The 23,057-nt window shown below is 69.7% G+C and carries 19 protein-coding genes and 1 pseudogene; 10 read left to right on the top strand and 10 right to left on the bottom strand.

Annotation, left to right across the window (positions count from 1 at the left end; translation table 11 throughout):
- Positions 1 to 352: 352 nt before the first annotated feature.
- Positions 353 to 1,432 carry an LLM class flavin-dependent oxidoreductase gene (locus EAO75_RS32390; RefSeq protein WP_147998737.1) on the top strand — a complete coding sequence of 360 codons (1,080 nt, stop codon included), beginning with the start codon at positions 353 to 355 and terminating at the stop codon, positions 1,430 to 1,432.
- Between the two features lie 204 nt (positions 1,433 to 1,636).
- Here the strand turns inward: EAO75_RS32390 and EAO75_RS32385 are convergent, their stop codons facing one another.
- The gene (locus EAO75_RS32385; RefSeq protein WP_261989504.1) at positions 1,637 to 3,706 is read right to left on the bottom strand and encodes a S8 family serine peptidase; all 2,070 of its coding nucleotides are present in this window, start codon (positions 3,704 to 3,706) and stop codon (positions 1,637 to 1,639) included.
- Between the two features lie 508 nt (positions 3,707 to 4,214).
- Between EAO75_RS32385 and EAO75_RS32380 the strand changes: the two genes are divergently transcribed.
- Positions 4,215 to 5,006, top strand: coding sequence for a hypothetical protein (locus EAO75_RS32380; RefSeq protein ID WP_187284666.1), 792 nt, complete (start codon positions 4,215 to 4,217; stop codon positions 5,004 to 5,006).
- A gap of 196 nt (positions 5,007 to 5,202) precedes the next feature.
- The gene (locus EAO75_RS32375; protein WP_187284665.1) at positions 5,203 to 6,738 is read left to right on the top strand and encodes a tyrosinase family protein; all 1,536 of its coding nucleotides are present in this window, start codon (positions 5,203 to 5,205) and stop codon (positions 6,736 to 6,738) included.
- Positions 6,739 to 7,068: 330 nt separating this feature from the next.
- Here EAO75_RS32375 and EAO75_RS46140 read toward each other — a convergent pair whose 3' ends face one another.
- From EAO75_RS46140 to EAO75_RS32350, 6 genes are all read right to left on the bottom strand, one after another.
- Positions 7,069 to 7,242, bottom strand: coding sequence for a hypothetical protein (locus tag EAO75_RS46140; RefSeq protein ID WP_187284664.1), 174 nt, complete (start codon positions 7,240 to 7,242; stop codon positions 7,069 to 7,071).
- A gap of 251 nt (positions 7,243 to 7,493) precedes the next feature.
- A complete protein-coding gene (locus EAO75_RS32370) occupies positions 7,494 to 8,342 on the bottom strand; it encodes an endonuclease/exonuclease/phosphatase family protein (protein WP_147998734.1) in 849 nt (282 codons plus the stop codon).
- Positions 8,343 to 8,799: 457 nt separating this feature from the next.
- The gene (locus EAO75_RS32365; RefSeq protein WP_147998733.1) at positions 8,800 to 9,735 is read right to left on the bottom strand and encodes a GNAT family N-acetyltransferase; all 936 of its coding nucleotides are present in this window, start codon (positions 9,733 to 9,735) and stop codon (positions 8,800 to 8,802) included.
- A gap of 121 nt (positions 9,736 to 9,856) precedes the next feature.
- Complete coding sequence (locus EAO75_RS32360; protein ID WP_147998732.1) at positions 9,857 to 10,204, bottom strand: YciI family protein; 348 nt, start codon at positions 10,202 to 10,204, stop codon at positions 9,857 to 9,859.
- On the bottom strand, positions 10,201 to 11,124 hold the full coding sequence (locus EAO75_RS32355; protein ID WP_187284663.1) for a virginiamycin B lyase: 924 nt from the start codon (positions 11,122 to 11,124) through the stop codon (positions 10,201 to 10,203). Before EAO75_RS32355 ends, EAO75_RS32360 begins: the two co-directional genes overlap by 4 nt.
- A complete protein-coding gene (locus EAO75_RS32350; RefSeq protein WP_147998730.1) occupies positions 11,124 to 11,780 on the bottom strand; it encodes a CatB-related O-acetyltransferase in 657 nt (218 codons plus the stop codon). The genes EAO75_RS32355 and EAO75_RS32350 overlap by 1 nt, the downstream gene beginning before the upstream one ends.
- A 272-nt stretch (positions 11,781 to 12,052) precedes the next feature.
- Here EAO75_RS32350 and EAO75_RS32345 point away from each other — a divergent pair, with 272 nt between their 5' ends.
- From EAO75_RS32345 to EAO75_RS32325, 5 genes are all read left to right on the top strand, one after another.
- The gene (locus tag EAO75_RS32345; RefSeq protein WP_147998729.1) at positions 12,053 to 12,946 is read left to right on the top strand and encodes a LysR family transcriptional regulator; all 894 of its coding nucleotides are present in this window, start codon (positions 12,053 to 12,055) and stop codon (positions 12,944 to 12,946) included.
- A gap of 457 nt (positions 12,947 to 13,403) precedes the next feature.
- Positions 13,404 to 13,979 (top strand): TetR/AcrR family transcriptional regulator, encoded by a 576-nt coding sequence (locus tag EAO75_RS32340; protein WP_147998728.1) that lies wholly within the window; start codon positions 13,404 to 13,406, stop codon positions 13,977 to 13,979.
- A 133-nt stretch (positions 13,980 to 14,112) separates the two neighbouring features.
- Positions 14,113 to 14,730: a (2Fe-2S)-binding protein gene (locus tag EAO75_RS32335; RefSeq protein WP_147998727.1), complete on the top strand. Its 618-nt coding sequence runs from the start codon at positions 14,113 to 14,115 to the stop codon at positions 14,728 to 14,730.
- Between the two features lie 4 nt (positions 14,731 to 14,734).
- Positions 14,735 to 15,709, top strand: coding sequence for an FAD binding domain-containing protein (locus EAO75_RS32330; protein WP_147998726.1), 975 nt, complete (start codon positions 14,735 to 14,737; stop codon positions 15,707 to 15,709).
- Positions 15,709 to 17,856 (top strand): xanthine dehydrogenase family protein molybdopterin-binding subunit, encoded by a 2,148-nt coding sequence (locus tag EAO75_RS32325; protein WP_147998725.1) that lies wholly within the window; start codon positions 15,709 to 15,711, stop codon positions 17,854 to 17,856. Before EAO75_RS32330 ends, EAO75_RS32325 begins: the two co-directional genes overlap by 1 nt.
- Positions 17,857 to 17,986: 130 nt before the next feature.
- Here EAO75_RS32325 and EAO75_RS32320 read toward each other — a convergent pair whose 3' ends face one another.
- Positions 17,987 to 19,327 (bottom strand): ferric reductase-like transmembrane domain-containing protein, encoded by a 1,341-nt coding sequence (locus EAO75_RS32320; RefSeq protein ID WP_187284662.1) that lies wholly within the window; start codon positions 19,325 to 19,327, stop codon positions 17,987 to 17,989.
- Between the two features lie 438 nt (positions 19,328 to 19,765).
- Between EAO75_RS32320 and EAO75_RS32315 the strand changes: the two are divergent.
- Positions 19,766 to 20,585: pseudogene (locus EAO75_RS32315) on the top strand (SAM-dependent methyltransferase).
- Positions 20,586 to 20,679: 94 nt separating this feature from the next.
- Here the strand turns inward: EAO75_RS32315 and EAO75_RS46135 are convergent.
- The gene (locus EAO75_RS46135; protein WP_187284661.1) at positions 20,680 to 20,817 is read right to left on the bottom strand and encodes a hypothetical protein; all 138 of its coding nucleotides are present in this window, start codon (positions 20,815 to 20,817) and stop codon (positions 20,680 to 20,682) included.
- A 219-nt stretch (positions 20,818 to 21,036) separates the two neighbouring features.
- Between EAO75_RS46135 and EAO75_RS32310 the strand changes: the two genes are divergently transcribed.
- On the top strand, positions 21,037 to 21,720 hold the full coding sequence (locus tag EAO75_RS32310) for a phosphatase PAP2 family protein (protein WP_147998724.1): 684 nt from the start codon (positions 21,037 to 21,039) through the stop codon (positions 21,718 to 21,720).
- 7 nt (positions 21,721 to 21,727) lie between these two features.
- On the opposite strand, the gene EAO75_RS32305 is transcribed toward EAO75_RS32310, so the two are convergent.
- Positions 21,728 to 23,053, bottom strand: coding sequence for a glutamate-1-semialdehyde 2,1-aminomutase (locus EAO75_RS32305; protein WP_147998723.1), 1,326 nt, complete (start codon positions 23,051 to 23,053; stop codon positions 21,728 to 21,730).
- Between the last annotated feature and the right edge of the window lie 4 nt (positions 23,054 to 23,057).

Genomic DNA, 23,057 nt, shown 5'->3' with positions numbered 1-23,057 from the left:
CCCCGGCCGCGGCCCTTCGGGCCGCCGTCGCCCGCGCGCTCCTGCCCTGGCACGCCGCCCCCAACCCACCGGCCGCCGCCACGGCTCCGCGTTACGGGACCGCCAAGGAGACAGAGGACGGGTCCGCGGTACCGCCGACCCGAGCGGACGAGGCTCTCTCTCCCCCCCGGCCTGACGGCACAGTTCGCGACCCTGGCCGCCCCAAGGTCATCTGCATCAACGGGGTTCGTTGCGTCAGGCACGGCCACCCTGCCCTGCGACGCTACAAGATCACGCAACTCCACAACGGCCCTGCGCCGGGACCTGCCATGCTGAGCAGGTTCGAATCGATCCTCACGCCTTGGAGGTTTTGATGCGTGCAGGCGTCGTTGTCGCCGCGCAGCCCGGTGTGGAGGACCTCGCCGTACGGGCCGAGGAGTTGGGCTTGCACAGCTTCTGGGTCAACGACACCCCGATGGTCCACGGCGACCCCTTCGTCGCCCTGAGCCTGTGTGCGAAGGCCACCAGCCGCATCAGGCTCGGCATCGGCGTGACCTCACCGGCGCTGCGCTCGGCCCCGGCCGCCGCGAGCGGGCTCGCCAGCCTCAACGCCCTGGCACCGGGCCGGATCATCTGCGCAGTCGGCACCGGAAACACCGCCCGGCGCACCCTGGGCATGCGGCCGACCACGGCGGCCAGGCTGGAGAACTTCACCGTCGCACTGCAAGACCTGTGCGCCGGACGCTCGACCGAGTACCGCGAAGGTGACCGGGTCCGCGACATCCGGTTCCTGCACGCAGGGGCACACGTGAACACCGCCGACCCGATCGAGTTCGTCGTGGCCGCGCTGCTCGGACCGAAGGCCGCCGCCGTAGCCGGCCGCCGCGGCACCGGCCTGATCTCCTTCGGCCTGCTGGACCCCACCGCCTGGCACGCGCTGCACGACACCCGCCGCCACGCCGCCCAGAGCACACCCCGCGACCCCGACTCCCACACGGACTCCCGGGCGGACTCCTACGTGGTCACCTCGCTCCACCTACTCGACGAGGACGAGGACCCCCACGGCGACGCGGCCCGGGACGCGACGGGCCACCTCATCCTGTCGCTGCTGGCCTTCGCCGCCGACACAGCCGCCGACACACCCGCCTTCGCCGAGCAACTCGGCCCCGAAGAACGCGAGGCGGTGCGGCGGCTCCTCGACCGGCGCGGCACCACCGCCAACGCGCCGGACCGGCACACCAAGCTCTACCCCAACCACCTCGGACGCATCGCACCGCAGGACCGGGACCTGGTTCTGCCCTCGCTGATGAACACCCTGGCCCTGGTCGGCACCCGCGACGACCTCCTCACCCGCATCACCACCCTGGAACAGGCCGGCGTCGACGAACTCCTCATCCAGCCAGTGATCGACCCACCCACCGAGATGGCCCAGCTCGCGAAACTCCTCACCTGAGCCGACCCGACCGCCGCACGTCCATGACCCACACACCCACAAGACCACCAAGACATTACAATCGCCCTGCCCTGGAGTTCCCATCGTGGTCGGTGACGGCAGTTGAAGTCTCGTGATGGTGCTGTCGGCGGAATGCCAGCAGCACGTCGAACCACGGGCCTGTCCCGGCCTTTGTGACCGGGACGGGACACTCCTGCGCACGCCTCAGAGGATGCGCCAGGCGACTGCGTATGGCTGGGCGAACCGGGTGATCCGGTGGGCGCTGACGACGACCTCCACATCGCCGGCGGGGATGTCCTGCCACAGCACCTGCTCGACGTTGTTGACACGGTCGAATCCGGGGTCCGTGCCCATGTTGCCGTGGCGCTCCTGACCGGCCGCCCGGACGATCAGGTCGAGGTCGTTCTGCAGGGCCGCGCCAGGGGGGTCCGTCCACACGAGGGTGACCTTCAGGGTGCGGGCCGCCCCCGCCGGGATCGTGATGGCGAATGCACGCTCTTCTCCCTGGTCCAGCTCCTTGGCATCGGCGAAGCCCGCCCGGCCGACGTCGGTCGGCAGGACGACGGCACGCTGGAGGTTGACGATGCCGAAACCGGAGCTGTTGTTCGGGGAAGCGCCCGCCTCGGTGGGGCTGTACTGGCCGGGGAGTTCCTCGGCGCCGTTGATCAGCATGGCCTTGATGAGCGCGGCGCTGGGCTTCGGCGTGCCGTTCTCCACCAGCGTCTCGCGCAGCACCGCCACACAGCCGGCGACCAGCGGGGTGGCCATGCTGGTGCCGCTATCGAACATGTATGCGGGATCCGCGGAGACACCGAAGAGGTGGCCGTCGGCAGCCACGCGCGAGCGGGTTGACAGGATCGACGTACCGGGGGCTACGACATCCGGACAGTACCGGCCCTCCTGGGTCGGGCCGCGGCTGCTGAAGGCCGCCAACCCGGCCGGGTTGTCCGCCATCCGGTTGCCGTGGATCGGCGGGGCGGGGAACGAGAGCGGCCTCAGCTCGTCATAGGTGCGGGAGATCTCGGGGCGATTGCTTTCACTGGCGCCAACGGTGATGACGTTCTTGGCTCCGGTCTCCCCGCTGACGGACCGCAGGTTGACGCGGCCGTCACCATCGCGGTCCGTGCCGTCGTTGCCCGCAGCGAAGCAGATGACGAAGTCCTTGTTCTCCCAGACCATCTGATCGGCTTCGGCGGCGCTCTGGTTGTAGGGAAGCCCCGGGGTGATCGGGCCCCACGAGTTGGTGTGGATCCGCGCCCCGTCCTCCAGGTAGGGCGGCCTGAACAGATCGAGCAGGTTGTCCGGGATGCCGGTGAGAGAGCCGTCCTCGTCGATCAGGGACTGGAGGACCAGTCGCGCCTCGGGAGCCGTGCCGGTGACGGCGCCGCCCATCGACGCCGACGTCCCGTCGCCGAGGACCGAGCCCGCCACGTGGGTGCCGTGCCCGTCGGGGTCGTCCGTCCGCGAGGGGCTCTTACGTCCCAGGGCGATCAGGCGCTTGACCCGGCCTTTGAAGGCGGGGTGCACATCGGTGATCGACCCCTTGTCAAAGCCGGTGTCGGCGACGCACACGATCTGGCCCTCGCCGCGGAACTGCGTGCCGTTGAGTGACACGTGGGCGTGCATCAACGTCCCTGCGACGGTGTTGTACAGCACCCTCTCGGGGACTTCCTCGATGGTCCGCACCTCGTCGAGCGCGGCCAGTGCGGCCAGGTCCTCCTCACGGACCGTCACGCGCAGCTTGCCGTGGTCGGGCCGAACGTCGCCGCGGCTGACTCCGGCTGCCGCAGTGATCCGGTCCCGTACCCCGTCCGTACTCGCGTCGACGTCCTCGTGGAGGACGATGTCGACGGTACGGGTCCGGGTGCCTGCCGTCTCGAGGGGCTCGGCCAGCACGGCGAGACCCGGGCGGAGTCGGGTTGACCGGAGCGACTGGGCGATCTTGAAGCCCCTGAGGTACACATCCGCCCAGGCCACGAAGGGCAGTGCGCGCACGGCGGCCAGATCCGTGGGCCGGTAGCCGCACAGGTAGGTGTCGTCGGGAACGTATTCCTGGATCACCACGCCGAGTGCAGCGAGTTGCTCCTTCTCCTCGGGCGTAGGCGGGTGCGTGGTCTGGACGAGCAGGTAGTTGGACTCGGTGGCGTCCTCGGACGTCAGCGAGTGGGTGGCCATCTCATCGGCCTGGGCCAGCGGGTCCACCGTGACGCCGTTGATGGTGATACGGGACATACCGAACTCCCGGAGGGTGCGGGTGAGGGTGAAGACGCTCACCGGGCAGCCATGGCTCTCTCCACCAAGGCCCGGGCTGGCGCCCACCCGACCGGAGCCCGTCCGGGACGGCGGCACGCCCGGCTGCGCGGTCACTTCCGTTCAGCGCACACGCTAGGCGGGCGACTGCCCTTCGGCACGTGGAGCCCCGGGGAAGGCCCCCATCCGGGCCCGATGTTGCTCCGAGGGGGGCGTTCCCGCCGACAGGTGGTTTTCAGGTGCGCGTACTGGCAACGGGCTACGGACCTCCGCCGCCGGCTCGCGGGCGTGTGCCGGGCCGCAGTACGGGTCGCGCAGCAGCTCGCGGCCTGGTTGGCAAACCCGCCCGGTGAATTCTCGTGCAGGAGCAGACCGTCAGGTGCGGTCATTCCCTTCACCCGAATGCCCCTTGGAGCAGGCCGACAGCATGTGACCGGGCAGGAGATGTGGCAGCGTCACGAAAGCCTGGCCCCGTGCCGCACCTGGCGGTGCAGCTCTTCCTCTCTTCCTCGCAGGGCTCCGAGGCCACGGCTTGTCGACGTTCCTGGTGCCCTTGCTTCATGGAAGGCGAACGGTGGTTGGTGCGGTTGTCGAGGCAGGAGCGCAGTTCGCACTGTCATGGGGAGAGTTCGATCTGGGGCAGTACTTGGGGCTGGTGCTGATCGCGGCGGGAACGCTGGTCGGGGCCTGGTCCGGGCGACGTTGGTCGCATCACTCGACGATGCTGCTGGGGGCCGCGTCGGGAGTGCTGCTGGCAGTAGCCGGAGTCGACGTCGTGCCGCATGCGCTTCATGAGGCGAACGAGGCGGGGCTGTCCGGCTGGGTGGTGCCGGTCACCGTGCTGACGGCTTTCATCCTTGCCTCAGCGGGACGCCTGATACACAAGCGGGGTGAGCCGGGGCGTCTTGTGAGTGCCGGGACAGCGGTGGCCCTCGTGGTGCACCGGCTGGTGGAGGGCATGACGGTGGTCCTGCTGACCTCGGTGCCCGTGGTGGCCGCGCTGGTCGTGCACTCCATCAGTGAAGGGCTCGCGCTGACGGCGGTCCTCGATGCACGGAGCCGACGGCGCCTGACCCCGTGGCTGATCGCCGTCTGCCTGAGCCCGCTCGTGGGCGGCTGGATCACCGAGATGGCTCCCGTTCCAGAGTGGGTGCATGTGCTGCTGCTGGCAGCGGTCGCGGGGGTGCTGCTGCGGGGTGCGACCACGGCCCTGGCCCTGGCCCAGCGCCAAGGCCTGACCGGGGAGTTGGCGGGGCCGCCGGTGCTGCTGGCGCTCGGGTCGGCCGGCATCGTCACCATGACGGCCGTACTGGTCCTGCGCTGACTGCGCCCCCTGCTTCCGCGACAGGCTCCGGCCGGTTCACAAAACTCCGGCCCTGGTCCGCCTGTGCCCCTCGGCTGGATGGCACGGCGGGTTCACCTCTCTGAAGGTTTCTGAACCGAACGCGATGGGGCGGCCGCCGACGCCGGTACGGATCAGGAGCCCCCTACTCGGGCGTCCCGACCAAGCTAGGAGCAACATGGCGAACGGTGTCGCGTTTGTACGGCGAGACGCGAGCAACATGAGGGACTGGGATCCGGCGCTGTACTGGTATGCCCGGGCTGTGGGGAGGATGCAGCAGCGGCCGGGCACGGATCCGACCAGCTGGGTCTTCCAGGGGTGCATCCACGGCGTCCCACCCACCATCACGGAGACGAACGAGGCCTTCAGCCAGTGTCCGCACGGTGGCTGGTTCTTCCTGCCGTGGCACCGGGGCTACCTGTGGTACTTCGAGCGGATCGTCCGGGCGACCATCAAGGAGATCGCCGCCGAGGAGAACATCACCCCCGACCCCTCCACCGGCTGGGCCCTGCCCTACTGGGACTACGCGCTGGACACGCCCACCTCGGACCCGATCGAGGACTTCACCTCGCGCGCCCTTCCGGCGGCATTCCGCAGCCCGAAAATGCCGGACAGCCCGAACGGCACCAAACTGACGGTCGACAACCCGCTCTTTCTACCGGAGAAGCAGGCGACATCCACAGCGGACTTCTGGCAGACCCCGCACCGCAGCCCGGGCACGAATTCGGCCTTCGAGGTGCTCCCCTACACCGACATCAATCCCTTCACCGCCATCAGCCAGACGGTCTTCGCCGCCACGCACACACGTCAGACGGACCAGCCGAGCTTCGGCAGTGAGATCAGCTACACCTCCATGGACCACTTCCGCCGCGGCTTCGGTGAGCTGGAGAACGTCCCGCACAACCAGGTCCACGGTGGTGTCGGCGGCTGGATGGGGTCCGTTGCGGGCGCCGCCCGTGATCCGATCTTCTGGCTGCACCACAGCAACATCGACCGGCTCTGGTCCAGTTGGCTGAGCAAGGACAACCTCAACCCGGACCACACGTCCTGGCTGGACCAGACGTTCATCTTCTTCGACGAGAACGGACAGATCCAGAAGCCCACGAGCAGGGAGTTCCTCGGCATCGATCCGCGCGACTACGGATACGAGTCGCTGACTGACGGGAATGGGACGCGGCCCGTGGTCGTGCCGCCTGCCCAGGTTCCCGAAGCGGGCGAACGGGTCCTGGCGACCGCCGCCGGCAACCCCCGCCAGCTCCTCAGCCTCCACGAGCCGACCGAGGTGTCCCTCGAACCGGCCGACGCCGTCAGCCGGGCCATGCGGTCCATGACCGCCCCCAGCACGCCGCAGAACCTGATCCTCACCGTGCACAATGTGCGCACCGACGTGCCGCCCGGAACGCCGTTCCACGTCTTCCTCAACGGCCCCAGCGGCGAACTCGACCCGGCGGGCCCCTACTTCGTCGGCTGGATCTCCTTCTTCGGCGCGGCCGACGTCGACGGTGCGCTTCACGACCACGGCGGCCACGACGTGAGCTTCGATGTCACCGAGCAGGTCCTCCGCCTGCAGGAGCAAGGTCTGCTGCCGGACGGGCCGGCCACGATCTCCATCGTGCCGTCCGTCCCCCAGCCGGTGGCGGGTGCCGCCGACGCCGCCGCCAAGGCGACCGCACCGCAGCCCAGCTTCGGAAGCATCAGCCTCACCACCGTGTAGCCGTCCAGCTGCCGCGGCACACCCACCGGTCGGCGGCGCCCCGGCGGTACTTGCTGCCCGGACGTGCTCGGTCGACCGGGCTGGGTCGGCTTTTGGACCCCGCCGCCACCCTGACATGCGTGCCCTGGTCGGCTACCGATATCGGCGTGGGCGCGGGTGGCCAGCCACTCGTCCACGGGATGATCCGTGACGGGGATGTCCCCCGGCCAGCCCCGCACCAGCGGCGCGGGGAGCTCAGGCCCTCGTTGACCGGGGCACCGTGCGGACAGATGGATCGCGACGGACGGCGATCATCATGCGGCTGCGGCCGGGCTTGCTCGGGTCATCGACCTACCGGACGTCGAAGGTGGGCAGCAGGTGGTCCAGGTCGGCCACGATGCTGCGGATCCGCAGTGCCTCGGCGTCACTGAGGGCGACTGGAGGGAGCCGTGCGGCCCGGGCCTGGTCGCCCTCGGTAATCCCGGGCAGCAGAACGCCGCCGGCGGTGCTGGCCGGAGCCGCCACGTCACCCGGCCAGGTCCCGCTTGGACTTGTCGCTACCGCCGTAAAGCTGGCCTTGGACTCCGGGTCGCGGGTCCCGGACAGGCCGCTGCCGTCTTCTGGGTGGCAGTCTGGGCATTCGAGGCCGCGTCCAGCCGGGCGCCAGAGCGCTTCCAGCCAGCGGGCACGAACAGCAGCCATGACACCCGATGCTGCCCGGACCGTCCCTGTCTTTCCCAGGATCAAGCAGGTCGCTGGCCCCAGGCGCGGCACTGTCACGCCCGTTGGGTTGGGGCCAGGTCGGTGTGCAGCAGGTGGTGGTCCGAGTACGGGGTGGGCTGCACGCGGTGCCTGAGCGAGGTGATGCCCCGCAGGAAGATGTAGTCGAACCTGGTGTGCCAGTCGGTGGTCGGCGTGCAGGTGCCGGCGTCCGAGGGACGGCAGCGGGGGTCCGCGTCCGCGGCCAGTGCCCACATCGGGGCGAGTTCGCCGGCGTCCGGCATGGCGTTGAAGTCGCCTATCACGATCGCACGGTCGTACCGGGCGACGTCTGCGGCCAGAACGCCCGTCTGACCCGCCCGGACCGTCTCTTGACGCCGATGGGCGAGGTGGGTGTTGAAGACCCGCACCGACCGGCCGCCCACCAGGGTGGTGACGGCCATGTACCCACGGTCCTCGGATCCGCCGTCGGGGTACTCCACGCTGACACGGTCCGTCATCGGTGCCGCCGACAGGACCGCCTGACCGAAGGCGCCCGGACTCCACGGCACTCCCCCGCACCGGCCCCAACTGCGCAGAACCGTCCCGTACTCGACGTGGTAGACCAGCCCGTGGAGGTGCTCCAGATAGTCGCGGATCTGTTCGACGTCCCGCCCGCACGCTTCCTGCAGGCCGATCACCTGGGGCGCATACGAGGCGATCTGCGCTGCCCGGTCAACGTTGCTTGTCTCGCACGGGTTGCAGATATTCCAGGTCATGACCCGGTTCGGTACCACTTCCCGGACAGCACCGGCGGGCAGTGGCCCAGGGAACAGAGCATCGCCTGGCGCGCTGGGCCCGAGGAGCACCATGCAGGCCACCACCACGGCACCCGCGAACAACCGCGTGCCCCTTGCCAGCACCATCACCCTCCCGAAGCGGATATCGCCCGGCTTCCGACATCTGTGAGCACGAGGTTATGCGACCCAGGCGCCGACACCCCATGTTGTGATCCTCAACCAGGATCCCTGCCGCTGCCCCGGGAGGGGCCGACAGCCCCCGCCGACCCTGACCTGAACCTGAACCCGACCCGTCCCCGGCCACCGCCCACAGAGCGGGCGCCCAGCGGTGGGCTTCGACGATGACACCGTCTTCGCCTTCCAGGGCGCGATCGCCCGAACCTGGGGGGACCTCGACCGCTGAGCCCACCGCCCGGGATGCCGGCCCGTCCCTACCGATGACGGCCTCCTCACCAGGCTCCGGGCCGTACGCAATCCCGAGAAGCCGTCCTGCATCGAGCGGGAGACCACGATCGGTCGTTGAGTCCGTGATGGCCTTCGGGCAGGGGGCTGATCCGCATCGCGTGTCCGACTTGTGGCAGGGTCAGTCCCATACCAGGTTGAGGGAGCGTTCGAAGTTGACGTATCCGGCGCGGGCGAAGGACTTCGCCATGGGGACGTTGCCGAGGTCCGTCGATGCCCTTATCCGGTCGACACCCTCGGCGGCCAGGATGCGGGTGCCTTCGGCGAGGATCTCGTCGATGTAGCCGTTGCCGCGATGTGCGGGCAGGACACCGATGTACGCAATGATCGGGTGGTAGCTGTTGCGGGCCGGGACCACGAAGCCCACCGGACCGCGCCCGCCGGGGAGTTCGGCGATGCGCCACCACTCGTGCGGGCTCTTGAACCCGGCAAACTCTCCGTCGTAGTGGCGTTCCGCCGCTTCGCGCGGGCTCAGTCCGGATGACAGGTCCGCCTGGCCGTGGGCATCGAGGGTGCCCTCCATCACCGGGGTCATCAGGGCGAGGAGGTCCTCACGGTGGGCCACCGGGCGGAAGACGAGACGTCCCCTGGGCTCCGGGAGCGGGGACGACGGGGTCCACTGCAGCCGCAGCCGCTCGACCAGCAGCCGTGCGCCGGTGCTCTCCAGCACGCGAGTGCGGGAGTCGACCACCTCGCGCGCCGCGGGGTCCTCGTGCCAGTCGGGCGGGACGAAGCGGCAGTACTCCGGCAGCTTCGCGCCCGCCGGGAAGACGGTCGCCGTCGCCGTCTCGAACAGCCGCAGGCCGATCTCGTCGCGGTCGGCCCGGGGCAGCGTGTCGTCGATGTCGAAGAAGTCGAACTGCAGCGGGACGTCACCGCCCGGGGTGGTCCACCAGGCGAGCCGGGCGAGGAGGCGGTCGCCGTCGAGGGCCACCCATGACCACTCGGGGCGGCGGCGGCCGGCTGCGAAGTCGTCGGGCAGTTCGTGGTCGAGGACGTAGGAGAGTCGGCAGAAGAGATCGATCTCCTCGGGGCCGGTCAGAGGTCGGTAGCTCACCGATGTGAGTTTCAAGTCAGCTCCTGTGAAGGGAGACAGCGCTCCGGGCCCGGTAGGTCGTGCTGGTCAGGCACGCCGAGTGTCCGGGCACGGGCAGAGGGCGTCGCGGGCCGCATGGCGCTCAGGCCGATTCGAGTATCGGGCGGACTTCGAGCGCCTCCGGGGTGGGGAAGCCGCGGGCCAGCTCGATGGCCTCGGCGTGGTCGGCGACTTCCAGTACGAACCAGCCGCCGAGGGTCTCCTCGCCGCTGTGCACGGGCCCCTCGGTCACCGCTGCGGACCCGTCCGCCGTCTTGCGCACAGTGACGGGGCCCCGGTGCTCGGTGTCGAGGGCGTCTCCGCCCACCAGTTTGCCCGCTGCCGCGAGTTCGCCGATCCAGGTCTGGTAAGCCTTGCGGTAGCCGTCGCGGTCGGCCTGGATCCGGGCGCGTGAGGCATGCGTCTCGAAGATCACGAGGGCGTATTTCATGAGGCGTTCCTCTGTTCGGTGTTCTTGGTGGTTCTGGTGGTGTCCGGTTCGATGCGGGCCAGCGCACCCATCTCCAAGGCCGTCCACAGGGCGCCGTCCGGGCCCACTGTGATCCCGTGCGGCTCGGAGGCCGGGGTGGGTAGGTCATGGACGGCGATCCTGCCGTCCGAGGTGACGGAGCCGACGCGGTTGCCGCCCCACTCGGTGAACCACGCCGTGCCGTCGGCGTCGGTGGTGACGGCGTGCGGCCGGGCGGAACGGTCGGGCAGCGGGTACTCGGTGATCCGCCCGCCGGGTGCCATCCGGCCGATCTGACCGGCCGCGATCTCGGTGAACCAGACACTTCCGTCCGGGCCCACGGCGATACCCACCGGCCCGGCCGCCTCGGTGGGCAGCTCGTGCACCGTGATGCGGCCGTCCATGCCGATACGGCCGATGGCGTTGGCCTGGTTCATCGTGAACCACATCGCGTCCTCGGCCGCGGCGATCGCGGAGGGGAACGCTCCGGTGCGCGGCAGCGGGTACTCGGTGGCCACTCCGTCGGTGGTGAGGCGGCCGATGCGGTCGGCGGCGGTCTCGGTGAACCACAGCGCGCCGTCCAGCCCTGCGGCGATACCGAAAGGCCCGCACTCCGCGGTCGGCAGCGTGAACCCGGTCACCCGGCCGGCCAGCGTGATCCGCCCGATCCGGTGCGCCCGGTACTCCGTGAACCACAGCGCGCCGTCCGGCCCGTTGCTGATGACCGTCGGGCCGCTGTCCGGGGCGAGTTGATGACTCGTCGGCTCCTGTCCCGGGACCAACCGGCCGATCCTGCCGCTGTGCACCATGGTGAACCACAGCGCGCCGTCCGGGCCGGTGGTGATCGCATACGGGCCGCTGTCGCGACCGGACACCGCGTACTCCTCGATGGCCGGGGGCATCACCGCTGCTGCCCCAGACCTTCGGCGACGGCGATGCGCTCGATGTCCTGCGGGGATCCGGCCATGATGGTCCGGGCGTGCGCGGTCACCAGTTCAACGGGCCAGTCCCACCAGGCGCTGCGCACCAGCCGTTCGATGTCGCTGTCGCCGAAGCGCTGCCTGATCGTCCGGGCCGGGTTTCCGCCCACGATGGTGTACGGCGGCACATCGGCGGTGACCACCGCTCCGGCCGCGATCACTGCGCCGTCGCCGATCCGCACCCCCGGCATCAGGGTGGCTCCGTATCCGAACCACACGTCGTTGCCGACCACCGTGTCCCCGCGGCTGGGCATGCCGGTGACGAGGTCGAGGGTCTGCTCGGCCCACTCCCCGCCGAACATGGCGAAGGGGAAGGTGGACACCCCCWTCGACGGGTGGTCCGCGCCCGCCATCAGGAACCGGGTGCCCGTCGCGATCGCGCAGTACTTGCCGATGATCAGCCGTTCCGGACCGTAGGCGTACAGCACATTTCGCTGCGCGAAGTCCGTCGCCCCGTCGGGGTCGTCGTAGTAGGTGAAGTCACCCACCACGACGTTTGTTCCGGCAACCAGTGGCTTGAGGAAGACGACCCGCTCATGGGCGGGCAGGGGATGGACGGTGCTCGGGTCAGGTGTCACGCAGCAATCTCTCCGTGGGGGTTGGTACTCGGGGGGCGGAGCGCAGGGCAGCGAGGTCTCACGCCCGACGAGGTACGCGCCCCCCAGACCGTCGGCCGACTTGAGCGGGCCGGTCCTGCCACCTCGCGCCGGCTCATGTCACCGGCGGGAGGCCTCCCGGCCTGCTCCCCAGCATGCATACCGGAGCAGCCCAGGAGCAACAACCGATCTTGTTAGGGTCGTTAACCCAGAGGTTCACGACTCGGGGAACCAGAACGGAATCGGGGGACGGAATGGAACTGCGGGACATAGAGATCTTCCTGACGCTCGCGGAAGAGCTCCACTTCGGCCGCAGCGCCGAACGCCTGCATGTCTCCCCGGCCCGTGTCAGCCAGGCGATCAAGAAACAGGAACGCGCCATCGGCGCCCAACTCTTCGAGCGCACCAGCCGCCACGTACGGATGACCCCCATCGGAGAGGTGTTGCTCCAACGGCTCAAGCCGGCATATGAAGCCATCCAGGACGCCATAGCGGAGGTGACAACCGTCGACCGCCACTCGGCCGGCACCCTGACACTGGGGGTCATGGGCGCACAGATGCACGACATGGCCCCGCTCCTGACCCGCTTCCGGGCCCGGCACCCGTCCGTCGAACTCCGTTTCCGGGAAGTGTTCTTCAGCGATCCATTCGGAGCCCTGCGGGCCGGCGAGGTCGACGCGGTGACCACTTGGCTGCCGGTTCGCGAGCCGGACCTGACCGTCGGAGTGGTGCTGCGCGAGGAACCTCTGCACCTGATGGTGTGCGCGGATCATCCGCTCGCCCGGCAGGAGTCGGTGAGCATGGAGGTGCTCGGCGATCACATCGTGCCGCGCCTGAGTGGCCCCATACCCGCCTACTGGGAGGCCGCCGTCCTGCCGGCCCGCACTCCGGCCGGACGCCCCGTCCGCCGCGGCCCGGCCGTCACCACCTTCAACGAGATCCTTGCACTCGTCGCGGCAGGCGACGCAGTCTGCACGGTCCCCGACGAGGGACGGCGTTACAACGCGCAGACGGACGTCGTCTACCTCCCCCTCCACGATGCCCCGCCCGTCCAGTGGGCCCTGATCTGGCGCACGGACCGCGCGACCCCGCTGGTACGCGCACTCACCCAGGCGGCGACGGACTACGCGGACCCAACCACGCGTTAGAGATGTGCGGGGCGTCGGTGTCTGTGTCCCCTGGTCTCCATCCGGCCCGTCCGCGAGGTCGCTCCGGGGACGGCCGCCACGGTCCGACTGGATCGTCGAACTCGGCATCGGCTCCGGCAGCCCACCCCACCCAGTTCCACGAGGGCGACCGCTACGCCGCTGGCAAGCAACAACGCCCCGTCGACCGGGACGAAGCCCGCCGCCTCCTCAAGACCTGCTTCTGATGCGCTCGTGGCAGAGGGGCACGTCGGAGTGGGTGCAGTCATCGGACAAGTCGCGCCCAACGGTGCTGACCTGGAAGCCGAAAGACGCAGGCACCCACCCGCATTTTGCGCGGCTCAACCCCGAGGATGCGAGACGAGCTTCTCGCTCACCTGCACGGCCAACTGCACCAACGGGCTCAGTCGCCATCGCCGAATATTCGATGACATTGAGTGCCATCACTAGGATGAGTGACATGGGTCGATGGATGCCGGACGCAGCGGGCCGACTGTCGCGGGCCGCGCTTGAGCTGTACGAGGAGCGCGGCTTCGAGGACACCACGGTCGCCGAGATCGCCGAGCGGGCCGGTCTGACGAAGCGGACGTTCTTCCGTCACTTCCCCGACAAGCGCGAGGTGCTGTTCCCGCTCTCGGCCCGGATCCACCAGGTGATCGTCGACGCCATGGCCGCCGCGCCTGCCGACCTCTCGCCGCTCGCCGTCGTCCTGGAGGGGTACGGCGCCGCTGTGGACATGGTGAACACGGCGCATGCGCACGCACGGCGTCGCCGAGCCGTCATCGTGGCCAACCCGGAGCTTCGGGAACGAGAGCTGACCAAGTTCGCCGCGACCAGTGCGGCCGTGACCGAGGCGTTGTGCGAGCGCGGTGTCGCGCCGCAGGCCGCCTTCCTGACCGCCGCGGCGGGTGCCGCCGCATGGAGAGCCGCGCGCGAATGCTGGATCGAGGGTCCGGAGACACAGGACCTGCACGCCCTGCTGCGTGAATCCGTGGAGGAGCTCAGGGCCGCGGTCGCCGCCCCCCTCGCGCCGTAAGCCACAGGCACAACAGCCGCAGCCACGCCTCTCCTTGCCGCTCTCGTTTTCCATGACACCTGGTGTCATCACTGTTACGATGACACCTGGTGTCATCACATGCCACATGTTCGACCGGGAGGGTGCATCGCGCATGTCGGAAACGTTCGACGAGGCAACCACGCTCAAACGACGAACCTTCGTCGCGGCGTCGACAGCGGCGGCCGGTCTGCCCCTGCTGACCTCGGATCGCCTGCCCACATCCACATCCACATCCACATCCACATCCACACCCGCGCCGGCCGACCGGCTCTCCACCGTCCGTCTGACGGTCAACGGCGAGCAGCGCACCGCCCAGGTCGACAACCGCACCTCACTCCTCGACCTCCTCCGCGAGCACCTGGACCTCCCCGGCACGAAGAAGGGCTGCGACCAGGGCGCCTGCGGAGCCTGCACGGTGCTCGTGGACGACCGGAGGGTGAACGCCTGTCTCACCTTCGCCGTGATGCACCAGGGCGCTCGCGTCACCACGATCGAGGGACTCGCCCGGGGCGAGCAACTGCACCCGCTGCAACAGGCGTTCATCGACCACGACGGCCTTCAGTGCGGCTACTGCACGCCGGGGCAGGTCATGTCGGGCGTCGCCTGTATCGCCGAGGGCCACACCGGATCCCGGGAGGAGATCCGCGAGTGGATGAGCGGCAACCTGTGCCGGTRCGGGGCGTACACGAACATCGTCTCCGCCATCGAGCAGACGGCCAAGGAGGCATGACCGCGTGCATCCCTTCGCCTTCAGCCGAGTCTCCACCGTCACCGCCGCGCTCAACGCCGGTGCCCGCGAGGGCCGTTACATCGCCGGCGGGACCACACTGGTCGACCTCATGCGGGAGACCGTCGAGCGCCCCGCGCACGTGGTCGACATCAACGGGCTGCCGTACAAGGACATCACCGTCACCCGACGAGGGTTGCACGTCGGTTCCCTGGTCCGGATGAGCGAGCTGGCCGCGCATCCGGAGGTGCGCGCCGCGTACCCCCTCCTCTCGCAGGCCCTCGAACTCGGCGCCTCGGCTCAGCTGCGCAACATGGCCTCCATCGGGGGCAACATCATGCAGCGGCCCCGCTGTCCGTACTTCCGGGACGTCCACTCCGCGTGCAACCGCCGTGACCCGGGCTCGGGTTGCGACGCCCGGCACGGTGACAACCGTATGCAGGCGATCCTGGGCACGAGCTCCCACTGCGTGGCAACTCACCCCTCCGACCTGGCAGTCGCCCTCGTGGCGCTGGACGCCGTGGTCGAGGTGCGAGGCCTCGACGGCCCTCGCTCCATCCCGGTCCAGGACTTCTTCCTCCGCCCCGGAGACACACCGCAGAAGGAACACTCGCTCAGGTCCGGCGAACTCATCACCTCCCTCACCGTCCCCGCGGGAGCGCACACGCGCCGCTCGGGCTATCTGAAGGTCCGCGACCGACAGTCGTACGAGTTCGCCCTCGCGTCCGCGGCGGTGGCGCTGGACATCAGGGGCGGTGTGGTGCGGGGTGCCAGGGTGGCCGTCGGCGGTGTGGGGACCGTGCCGTGGCGGCTGCCCAAGGTGGAGGAGGCGCTCGTCGGCAAGCGGCCGGGGCGCCGGACGTGGACGGAGGCCGCGGCCCTCGCGGCCGAGGGCGCCGTACCACTGTCCGAGAACGCCTTCAAGGTGCGGCTGGTCGAACGGACCGTACGCCGCCAGCTCATGACGATCGGAGGACAGTGATGGCGACGACCGTCGTCGGGCAGCCGCTCTCCCGTGTGGACGCCCGCCGCAAGGTGACCGGAACGGCCACCTACTCGGCCGAGCACCGCGTCGAAGGCCTGTTGTACGGCGTGATCGTCAACGGCACGGTGGCCCGTGGCACGGTGAGCCGGATCTCGGTGGACGCGGCGCTCGGCCACCCGGGCGTCCTGCGAGTCCTGACCGACTTCGGCAGCCTGCGGCTGGCCCACCCGGTCGATCAACTCGCCTTCTACGGCCAGCCCATCGCGGTCGTCGTCGCGGAGACCCTGGAGGCGGCGACCCATGGCGCCTCGCTGGTCGAGGCGACGTACGAACGGCAGGACGCGGTCACCGACTTCGACGATCCGGACGCCCCGTCGCAGACACCGGAGGACGAGCCCGACTACAGCCGCGGCGACCCCGCGGGCGCGCTGGCTTCGGCGCAGGTGAAGGTGGACCTGGAACTCACCAGCGCCCGGGAGAACCACAACCCCATCGAACTGCCCTCGACCATCGCCCGGTGGCAGGACGCACGGTTGACACTCTGGGACAAGTCCCAGTGGGCACAGGGCGCCGCGCGCACGGTGGCCGGCGCGCTCGGCATCGCCGTCGGCGACGTACGCGTGCACAACGAGTTCCTGGGCGGAGGGTTCGGCAGCGGAATCCAGACCTACGACCATGTCATCCTGGCCGCGTTCGCCGCGCGCGAGGTCGGCAGGCCCGTCAAGGTGGTGCTGACCAGGCGTCAGTTCTACTACGGCACCGGGTTCCGGCCGGCCAGCCGGCACCGGATGGCCCTCGGCAGCAGTGCGGCCGGGCGCGTCAGCGCTCTCGTCTACGAGGTCCGTATCGAGAACGCGCGTTACCGGACCTACACGGACGGCCTGACCGACCTGCCGAAGTTCCTCTACGGCGTCCCCAACACCCGTACCGCCTACCGGGTCACGCCTGTCGACGTCCACTCTCCGGCCTCCATGCGAGGCCCGGGCGTGGTGCTCGGAAACTTCGCCCTGGAAACCGCGATGGACCAGCTCGCGCACGAACTGGCCGTGGATCCCGTCGAATTGCGGCTGCGCAACGAGCCGACGCGGGACGAGGTGTCGCAACTGCCCTTCTCCACGCGGAAGTTGCGCGAGTGCTACGAGACCGGTGCGCGCCGCTTCGGCTGGTCCCGCAGGCACGCCGAGCCGGGCTCGCGCACGGACGGCGACCTCCTCATCGGCATGGGGATGGCCACCGCGAGCTACCACAACAACCGACGCGACTCCAGCGCACGGGCCCGGATCAACGCCGACGGCACCGCCGACGTCTTCGCGGCCACCGCGGACATGGGCCCCGGCACCACCACCTCGGTCATGCAGGTAGCCGCGGACGCCCTGGGGCTGCCCGCCTCGGCGGTCACCTTCAGGCTGGGCGACTCCAGCTACCCCACCGCGCCCCTGCACGCGGCGGCCTGCACCATGGCGAGCGTGGGCTCGGCCGCGCACACCACCTGCAACGCGCTGAAGACGGAGTTCATCCGCAGGGCGGTGGCGGACCCCGACTCCCCTCTCCACGGCGCGAATCCGGCGGATGTGCACGCCCGCGACGGCTACTTGTCGGCCGCCGACGCAGGAGCCCGGGACAGCTACCGGGACATCCTGCGCCGCGCCGGTCTGCCCAGCCTCGAAACCACCGGCAACTGGGGCCCGGGCGACGCCGATTCAAAAATCTCCACCTACGGCTACGGAGCCGTCTTCGCCGAAGTCTCCGTCGATCCCCTGCTGGGCCTCGTCCGCGTACGGCGGATCTTCGCGGCGTACGACGTAGGGCGGGTGATCAGCCCCAAACTCGCCCACAGCCAGGCCATCGGCGGCATGGTCGGCGGCATCGGAATGGCCCTCCTCGAAGGCACCGTCACCGACCACCGCGACGGCCGCATCGTCAACGCGAGCCTCGCCGACTATCTGGTGCCGGTGAACGCGGACGTCCTCGACCTCGACGCCGCCTTCATCAACACCGAGGACCCGCAGGCCGATCCGATCGGTGTGAAGGGACTCGGTGAGATCACCATCGTCGGGGTGGCACCTGCCATCGGCAACGCGGTGTTCAACGCGACAGGCAAACGCCTGACGGACCTGCCGATCCGTCCTGAGGCACTACTTTGACCCGCACGGACGACCTCGCGACGCTGTGGCGCGAGCGGCACCCGGAAGGGCCGCCCCGCGCGCACAGGTTCCGCAGTACAGACGAACTCGCCCCGCATCTGGCCGTATCGACGCGCGGCCCCTTTCCGGGTCAGGCCAGACCGAACTTCTCGGCATGCACCTGCCGCGCGGGGACCTGCAACTCCCGCAGACCGGAAAGCACGGCCCCGGTCATGGCAGGCGGACCGCAGACATACACATCCCGTTCGGTGATGTCAGGGACCAACTGGTGCAGGCTGCCCGCGCCGAACGGCGGGGCGCCGCCCTCGCCGGTCCTGCCGGTGAGCAAGTGCAACCGTCCACCCCGAAGCGCCACCAAGTGGCGCACCTCGTCCAGCAGCACGGCCTCGGCCTCGCTACGAACCCGGTACAGCACCACAACGTCGCCGGCCGACTGCTCCTCCAGCATGGCCCGAACGGGCGTGATCCCCACACCGCCGGCGATCAGCAGGACGCCGGGCCGGCTCCGGTGCAACGACGTGAACGCCCCGTACGGCCCCTCGACGAAGGCACGGCTGCCCACGGGGACATGGCGCAGGCCGGCGCTGGCGCTGCCCACCGCCTTCGCCGTCAGGCGCAGCCCCTGCCCGTCCGGCGCCGCCGACAGCGAGAAGGGATTGGCCAGCCACCAGTGGTGGTGCCCGGGGAACCGCCAGATACAGAACTGACCCGCCCGGGCAGGGAGTTTGTCGAGACGGCGGCCGGTGACATACACAGACACCACGTTGTCCGACTCCGGCACCACGGCCGCGACGCGGAACCGGTGGTAGGCGTTGCGCCACACCGGCATGACGACCCGACCCGTCAGCAGCGCGCCGAACGCGAACAGCCACAGGATCCACCAGTAGGCCGTGGCGAACGCCGAGGACGTGAACGTCGTCGTCTCCTGCAACTGGTGGACGAACGACAGGCCCAGAGCCACGTAGAGCAGCAGGTGCAGACCGTGCCACACCTCGTAGGGCAGCCGACGCCGCAGCGGCCGGATGGAGATCGTAGCGATCCCGACGATGACGGCCGCGGCAAGCATGCCCAGCAGGGAGGCGGGCACCCCGCTCAGAGCGACGAACGTCTTCCCCATGGACGTGTCGTCGAGTGTGGCGTAGCCGAGCACCACCAGCGTGGCGTGAGTGAGGACCGTCCACAGCAGGGAGAAGCCGACCCAGCGGTGCCACACCGTGAGCCGGTCCATTCCGATACGGCCATCCAGCCACGGCAGCCGGGCCACCAGCAGCAGTTGGAACAACAGCAGCAAGGCCGCGTGCAGCCCGAAGAACTTGGCGACCGTGAGTATCCCGTTCTTGCCCGACCCGGCACTGAGGAACAGCGCCTCCACGATCACCACGTTGACGATGACGAATGCCCACATCGTCCAGCGCGCCGCGTCCACTGGTAGTACGGCGCCTGTGCGCACCGTGTTACTCGCCGTCGCCATTGGTTGCCCCCATCCCCCGTCGCCGCGGTACTCGCGGCCCGTGTGCACAAACCCCATTGAGACCGAGGAATCCGGCCGGATACCCACCTCATACACGCCTCGATCGGGTAAGAATACGGCCCGCAGACCCTGTCCGTTCATGCGTGGAACCACCCAATCTGGGGGCTATTCGACGGCTGCTTCCCGGCAGTCCGACGCTTCGACGGCGGCGGTGGGAGGCCGGCCGCGTGAAAGGGACGCTGCTGACGTGGTCCGCCCGAGGCCGGCCAGGTCGTCTCGCCGTGTCGCCACAGGAGCCCTCCTCGGCGGATGCGCCTGGTGAGCGTCATACTGCTCGCTTCCTGCGCCGAGCCCCACCTCGGGAGAGTCGCCTTCCCCCAACTCCTGCCGCTAGGTTGCTCCTTGCAGGCTGAATCGGGCTGATCTGGAGGACACCGCGTGACCGAGATTCCCGCCGCCGCGACCGAGGCGCGCAAGCGAATCAAGACCGACCAGCCGCACACGGCCCGAATCTGGAACTACTGGCTGGGCGGCAAGGACAACTACGAGGTCGACCAGGCCGCCGGAGACCAGATCCGCACGTTGCACCCCGGCATCGGCGACTACGCCCTCGCAGATCGGCAGTTCCTCGGACGCGCCGTTCAGTACCTCGCCGGCGAACGCGGGATACGGCAGTTCCTCGACATCGGCACCGGCCTGCCCACGGCCGACAACACGCACGAGGTCGCTCAGCGCATCGCGCCCGGAGTCCCGCATCGTCTACGTCGACAACGACCCCATCGTGCTGGCCCACGCCGAAGCCTTGCTGACCAGCACGCCAGAGGGACGCACCGACTACCTCGACGAAGATCTGCGCAACGTCGACACCATCCTGGAGCAGGCCGAGCGAATCCTGGACTTCAGTGAGCCCGTGGCACTGATGCTGCTCGGCGTCGTCATCTTCATCGAGGACGACGATGAGGCGTCCGGGATCGTGCGCCGCCTGATGGACCGACTGCCCGCAGGAAGCCACCTCGTCCTCTCGCATACGATCACGCGGCCTGACATGCCCGACGTCGACGCCGCGGTGGCGTTCTGGAACGAACACGGCACACCGAAGCTGACCCAGCGCACACCAGCCGACGTCGCCGGATTCTTCAACGGGCTGGAGCTCCTCGAACCGGGCATCGTGTCCTGCAACCGCTGGCGACTGGACGACGGCGAGAGCGGTCTGCCCGCCGAAGTAGCCATGTTCGGCGGCGTGGGACGCAAAGCCTGATCGCCTTCCGCCGGGGAGGACGGTGATGCAGCACACGACGCAGGCTACGGGCGCAGCGCCGGCCGACGACGGTTTGCCGCGACCGGATTGTTGGTTAGGGTGACAAGTGGACGCTGATCCCGATGCCCCTGACCAGGGCGATCGCCGGGTCGGCGAGTTCGGGGCTGGACAGGCTTGCGGCTTCTGCCGGGTCGTAGAGGCCAGGAGCGGGTGTCCGCAGGGCAGTTGTCATCGCTGGAGCGTGGGTCGGACACGACGGGGGGCTCGCGTTGGATCGCCTGGCCGGAGCGGAAGTGGAAGTCGGCCCAGTCCAGTGCGTGCCTGCCTGGTGGGGAAGCTTGCTCGATCCAGCGGCCCAGCCCGTATTGGATGACGATCCCAGTCGTGTCGGCGAGTGGCAGCGCGCAGACAAGAAGGTCACCACCGCAGGTCGACAAGACGCGGTGAGCGTGTGAGCGGGCGGTCGGCGCCCGCGGTGCTGCCCTCGTCGCTGCGCGTGTGGCTCGGGCTGATTGCGGCCCTCGCCGCGCTGGTGGTCGTCGTGCTCGGGGTCGTGTATGCCGACGCCGGCCGGGCCGGCAGGGTGGACGCGCGGATCTGGGCGGCGGTGGAGGGTGTGGGGCCGCTGTGGCGGCACGTCGCTCTGGCCACGGACTTCTTGGGCGAGCCTGTCGGGGCGGCGACGCTGGTCGTGGCCACCGTGACGGGCTGCCTGCTGCTTCGGCGACCTCGCGCAGCCGTGCTCGTCGTTGCCGGCGTCGGCATCACCGTGGCGACGGCGACGCTGCTCAAGCACCTGGTGGGACGCACCATCCACGGCGACGACAACCTGTCCTACCCGAGCGGGCACACCGCCTTCCTCACCGCGCTCGCCTTCGCGGTGGCGCTGCTCGTGACCGGGCGGTTCGGCCTCGGCAGGACGGCCGGCACCTCACTCGTGCTCGCCGCGGGGCTCGTCGCCGGCGCCGCCATGGGCTGGGCGCAGGTCGCCCTGGGCGCGCACTACCCGACCGACGTCCTCGGCGGCTGGTGCACCGCGCTGGCGGTGACACCGGCGACCGCGTGGCTGGTCGACCGGACCGCCGACCGGCTGGGCGATCGGACGGCCGACGCCGGTCGGCGGGAGCGTCGCTGACGTCCCGTCACGCCAAGCGGCGGAAGACCGGCTTCACCGGCCGCCCGGCCAGCCAGGGGGTGGGATCACCCGCATCCAGCGCCTTCCGGTACACCGCACATGCCTGAGCCACCACGTCGACGGTGTGATCGATGTCGGCGTCGTCGAGCGCGCTGCTCACCACGAACGACGGGGCCAGCACTCCGCCCGCAAGGAGCCGGCGCAGGAACAGGGTGCGGTACTCCTGCGACGGCTGCCCCTTCTCGTCAAGGGTGGCGAAGACCAAGTTGCTGGCCCGGCCCCGGACGACGATGTGGTCGCCGACGCCCATGCCGGCCGCGGCCTCGCGAACACCGGCGGCCAACCGCTCGCCGAGGGCGTGCAGCCGCGCGGTGATGCCCTCCTCGACGTACGTGGTCTGCACGGCCATCGCGGCTGCCAGCGAGTGCGTTTCCGCACCGTGCGTGGTCGACAGCAGGAACACCCGCTCGCCGGAATGGCGAAGGCCGCCCCGCTCCATCAGATCGCGGCGCCCGGCCAGCGCGGAGACGGCGAAGCCGTTGCCCAGCGCCTTGCCGAACGTGGAGAGGTCGGGGACGACGCCGTACAGGCCCTGGGCGCCCGCCTCGGACCAGCGCAAGCCGGTGATCATCTCGTCGAAGATCAGTACGCAGCCGTGCCGGTCGGCCAGCTCGCGCAGGCCGGTCAGGTACCCGGGCGGCGGCTCGGTGTGGGTGGCGGGTTCGAGGATCAGGCAGGCGACCTCGTCCCGATACCGGGTGAGCAGCTCCTCCGTCGCGGCCAGGTCGCCGTAAGGAAACGCCACCGTGAGCTCGTCGGTCGCCGCCGGAATGCCGGCGGACATCGGCGTCGTAGCGATGAACCAGTCGTCGACGGAGAAGAACGGATGGTCCGCGCAGATGGCCACCCGTGGGCGCCCGGTGGCGGCGCGGGCCAGGCGCACCGCGGCGGTGGTGGCGTCGGAGCCGTTCTTCGCGAACTTCACCATCTCGGCGGTCGGCACCGTGGCCAGGAAGCGCTCCGCGGCCTCGACCTCCACGATGGACGGCCGCACGAAGTTGCTGCCGCGGTCGAGTTCCCGCCGCACCGCCTCGATCACGCGTGGGTGCGCGTGGCCGAGGCTGACCGAGCGCAGACCGGAGCCGTACTCGATGTAGCGATTGCCGTCGACGTCCCACACGTGGGCACCCTGGCCGTGGCTGATGACCGGGGCCAGGTTCTCGGGGTACTGGTCGTCGCCCTTGGCGTAGGTGTGCGCGCCCCCGGGGACCAGGGCGTGCAGCCGCTCGTTCGCCATCCGCGACCGGGGCAGTTGGAACTCTTCGGTGTCCACGCCG

It is taken from the genome of Streptomyces sp. UW30 (assembly GCF_008042075.1).
Classification (GTDB): domain Bacteria; phylum Actinomycetota; class Actinomycetes; order Streptomycetales; family Streptomycetaceae; genus Streptomyces.
The sequence above is the reverse complement of the archived record's forward strand: the minus strand, read 5'-3'. Positions and strand labels throughout refer to the sequence as shown.

Bases quoted from the DNA above. Each gene is read 5' to 3' on its own strand.
- EAO75_RS32390 (WP_147998737.1), top strand. From the start codon at position 353: ATGCGTGCAGGCGTCGTTGTCGCCGCGCAGCCCGGTGTGGAGGACCTC.
- EAO75_RS32375 (WP_187284665.1), top strand. From the start codon at position 5,203: ATGGCGAACGGTGTCGCGTTTGTACGGCGAGACGCGAGCAACATGAGG.
- EAO75_RS32370 (WP_147998734.1), bottom strand. From the start codon at position 8,342: ATGGTGCTGGCAAGGGGCACGCGGTTGTTCGCGGGTGCCGTGGTGGTG.
- EAO75_RS32360 (WP_147998732.1), bottom strand. From the start codon at position 10,204: ATGAAATACGCCCTCGTGATCTTCGAGACGCATGCCTCACGCGCCCGG.
- EAO75_RS32355 (WP_187284663.1), bottom strand. From the start codon at position 11,124: ATGCCCCCGGCCATCGAGGAGTACGCGGTGTCCGGTCGCGACAGCGGC.
- EAO75_RS32345 (WP_147998729.1), top strand. From the start codon at position 12,053: ATGGAACTGCGGGACATAGAGATCTTCCTGACGCTCGCGGAAGAGCTC.
- EAO75_RS32340 (WP_147998728.1), top strand. From the start codon at position 13,404: ATGGGTCGATGGATGCCGGACGCAGCGGGCCGACTGTCGCGGGCCGCG.
- EAO75_RS32325 (WP_147998725.1), top strand. From the start codon at position 15,709: ATGGCGACGACCGTCGTCGGGCAGCCGCTCTCCCGTGTGGACGCCCGC.
- EAO75_RS32320 (WP_187284662.1), bottom strand. From the start codon at position 19,327: ATGGCGACGGCGAGTAACACGGTGCGCACAGGCGCCGTACTACCAGTG.
- EAO75_RS46135 (WP_187284661.1), bottom strand. From the start codon at position 20,817: ATGACAACTGCCCTGCGGACACCCGCTCCTGGCCTCTACGACCCGGCA.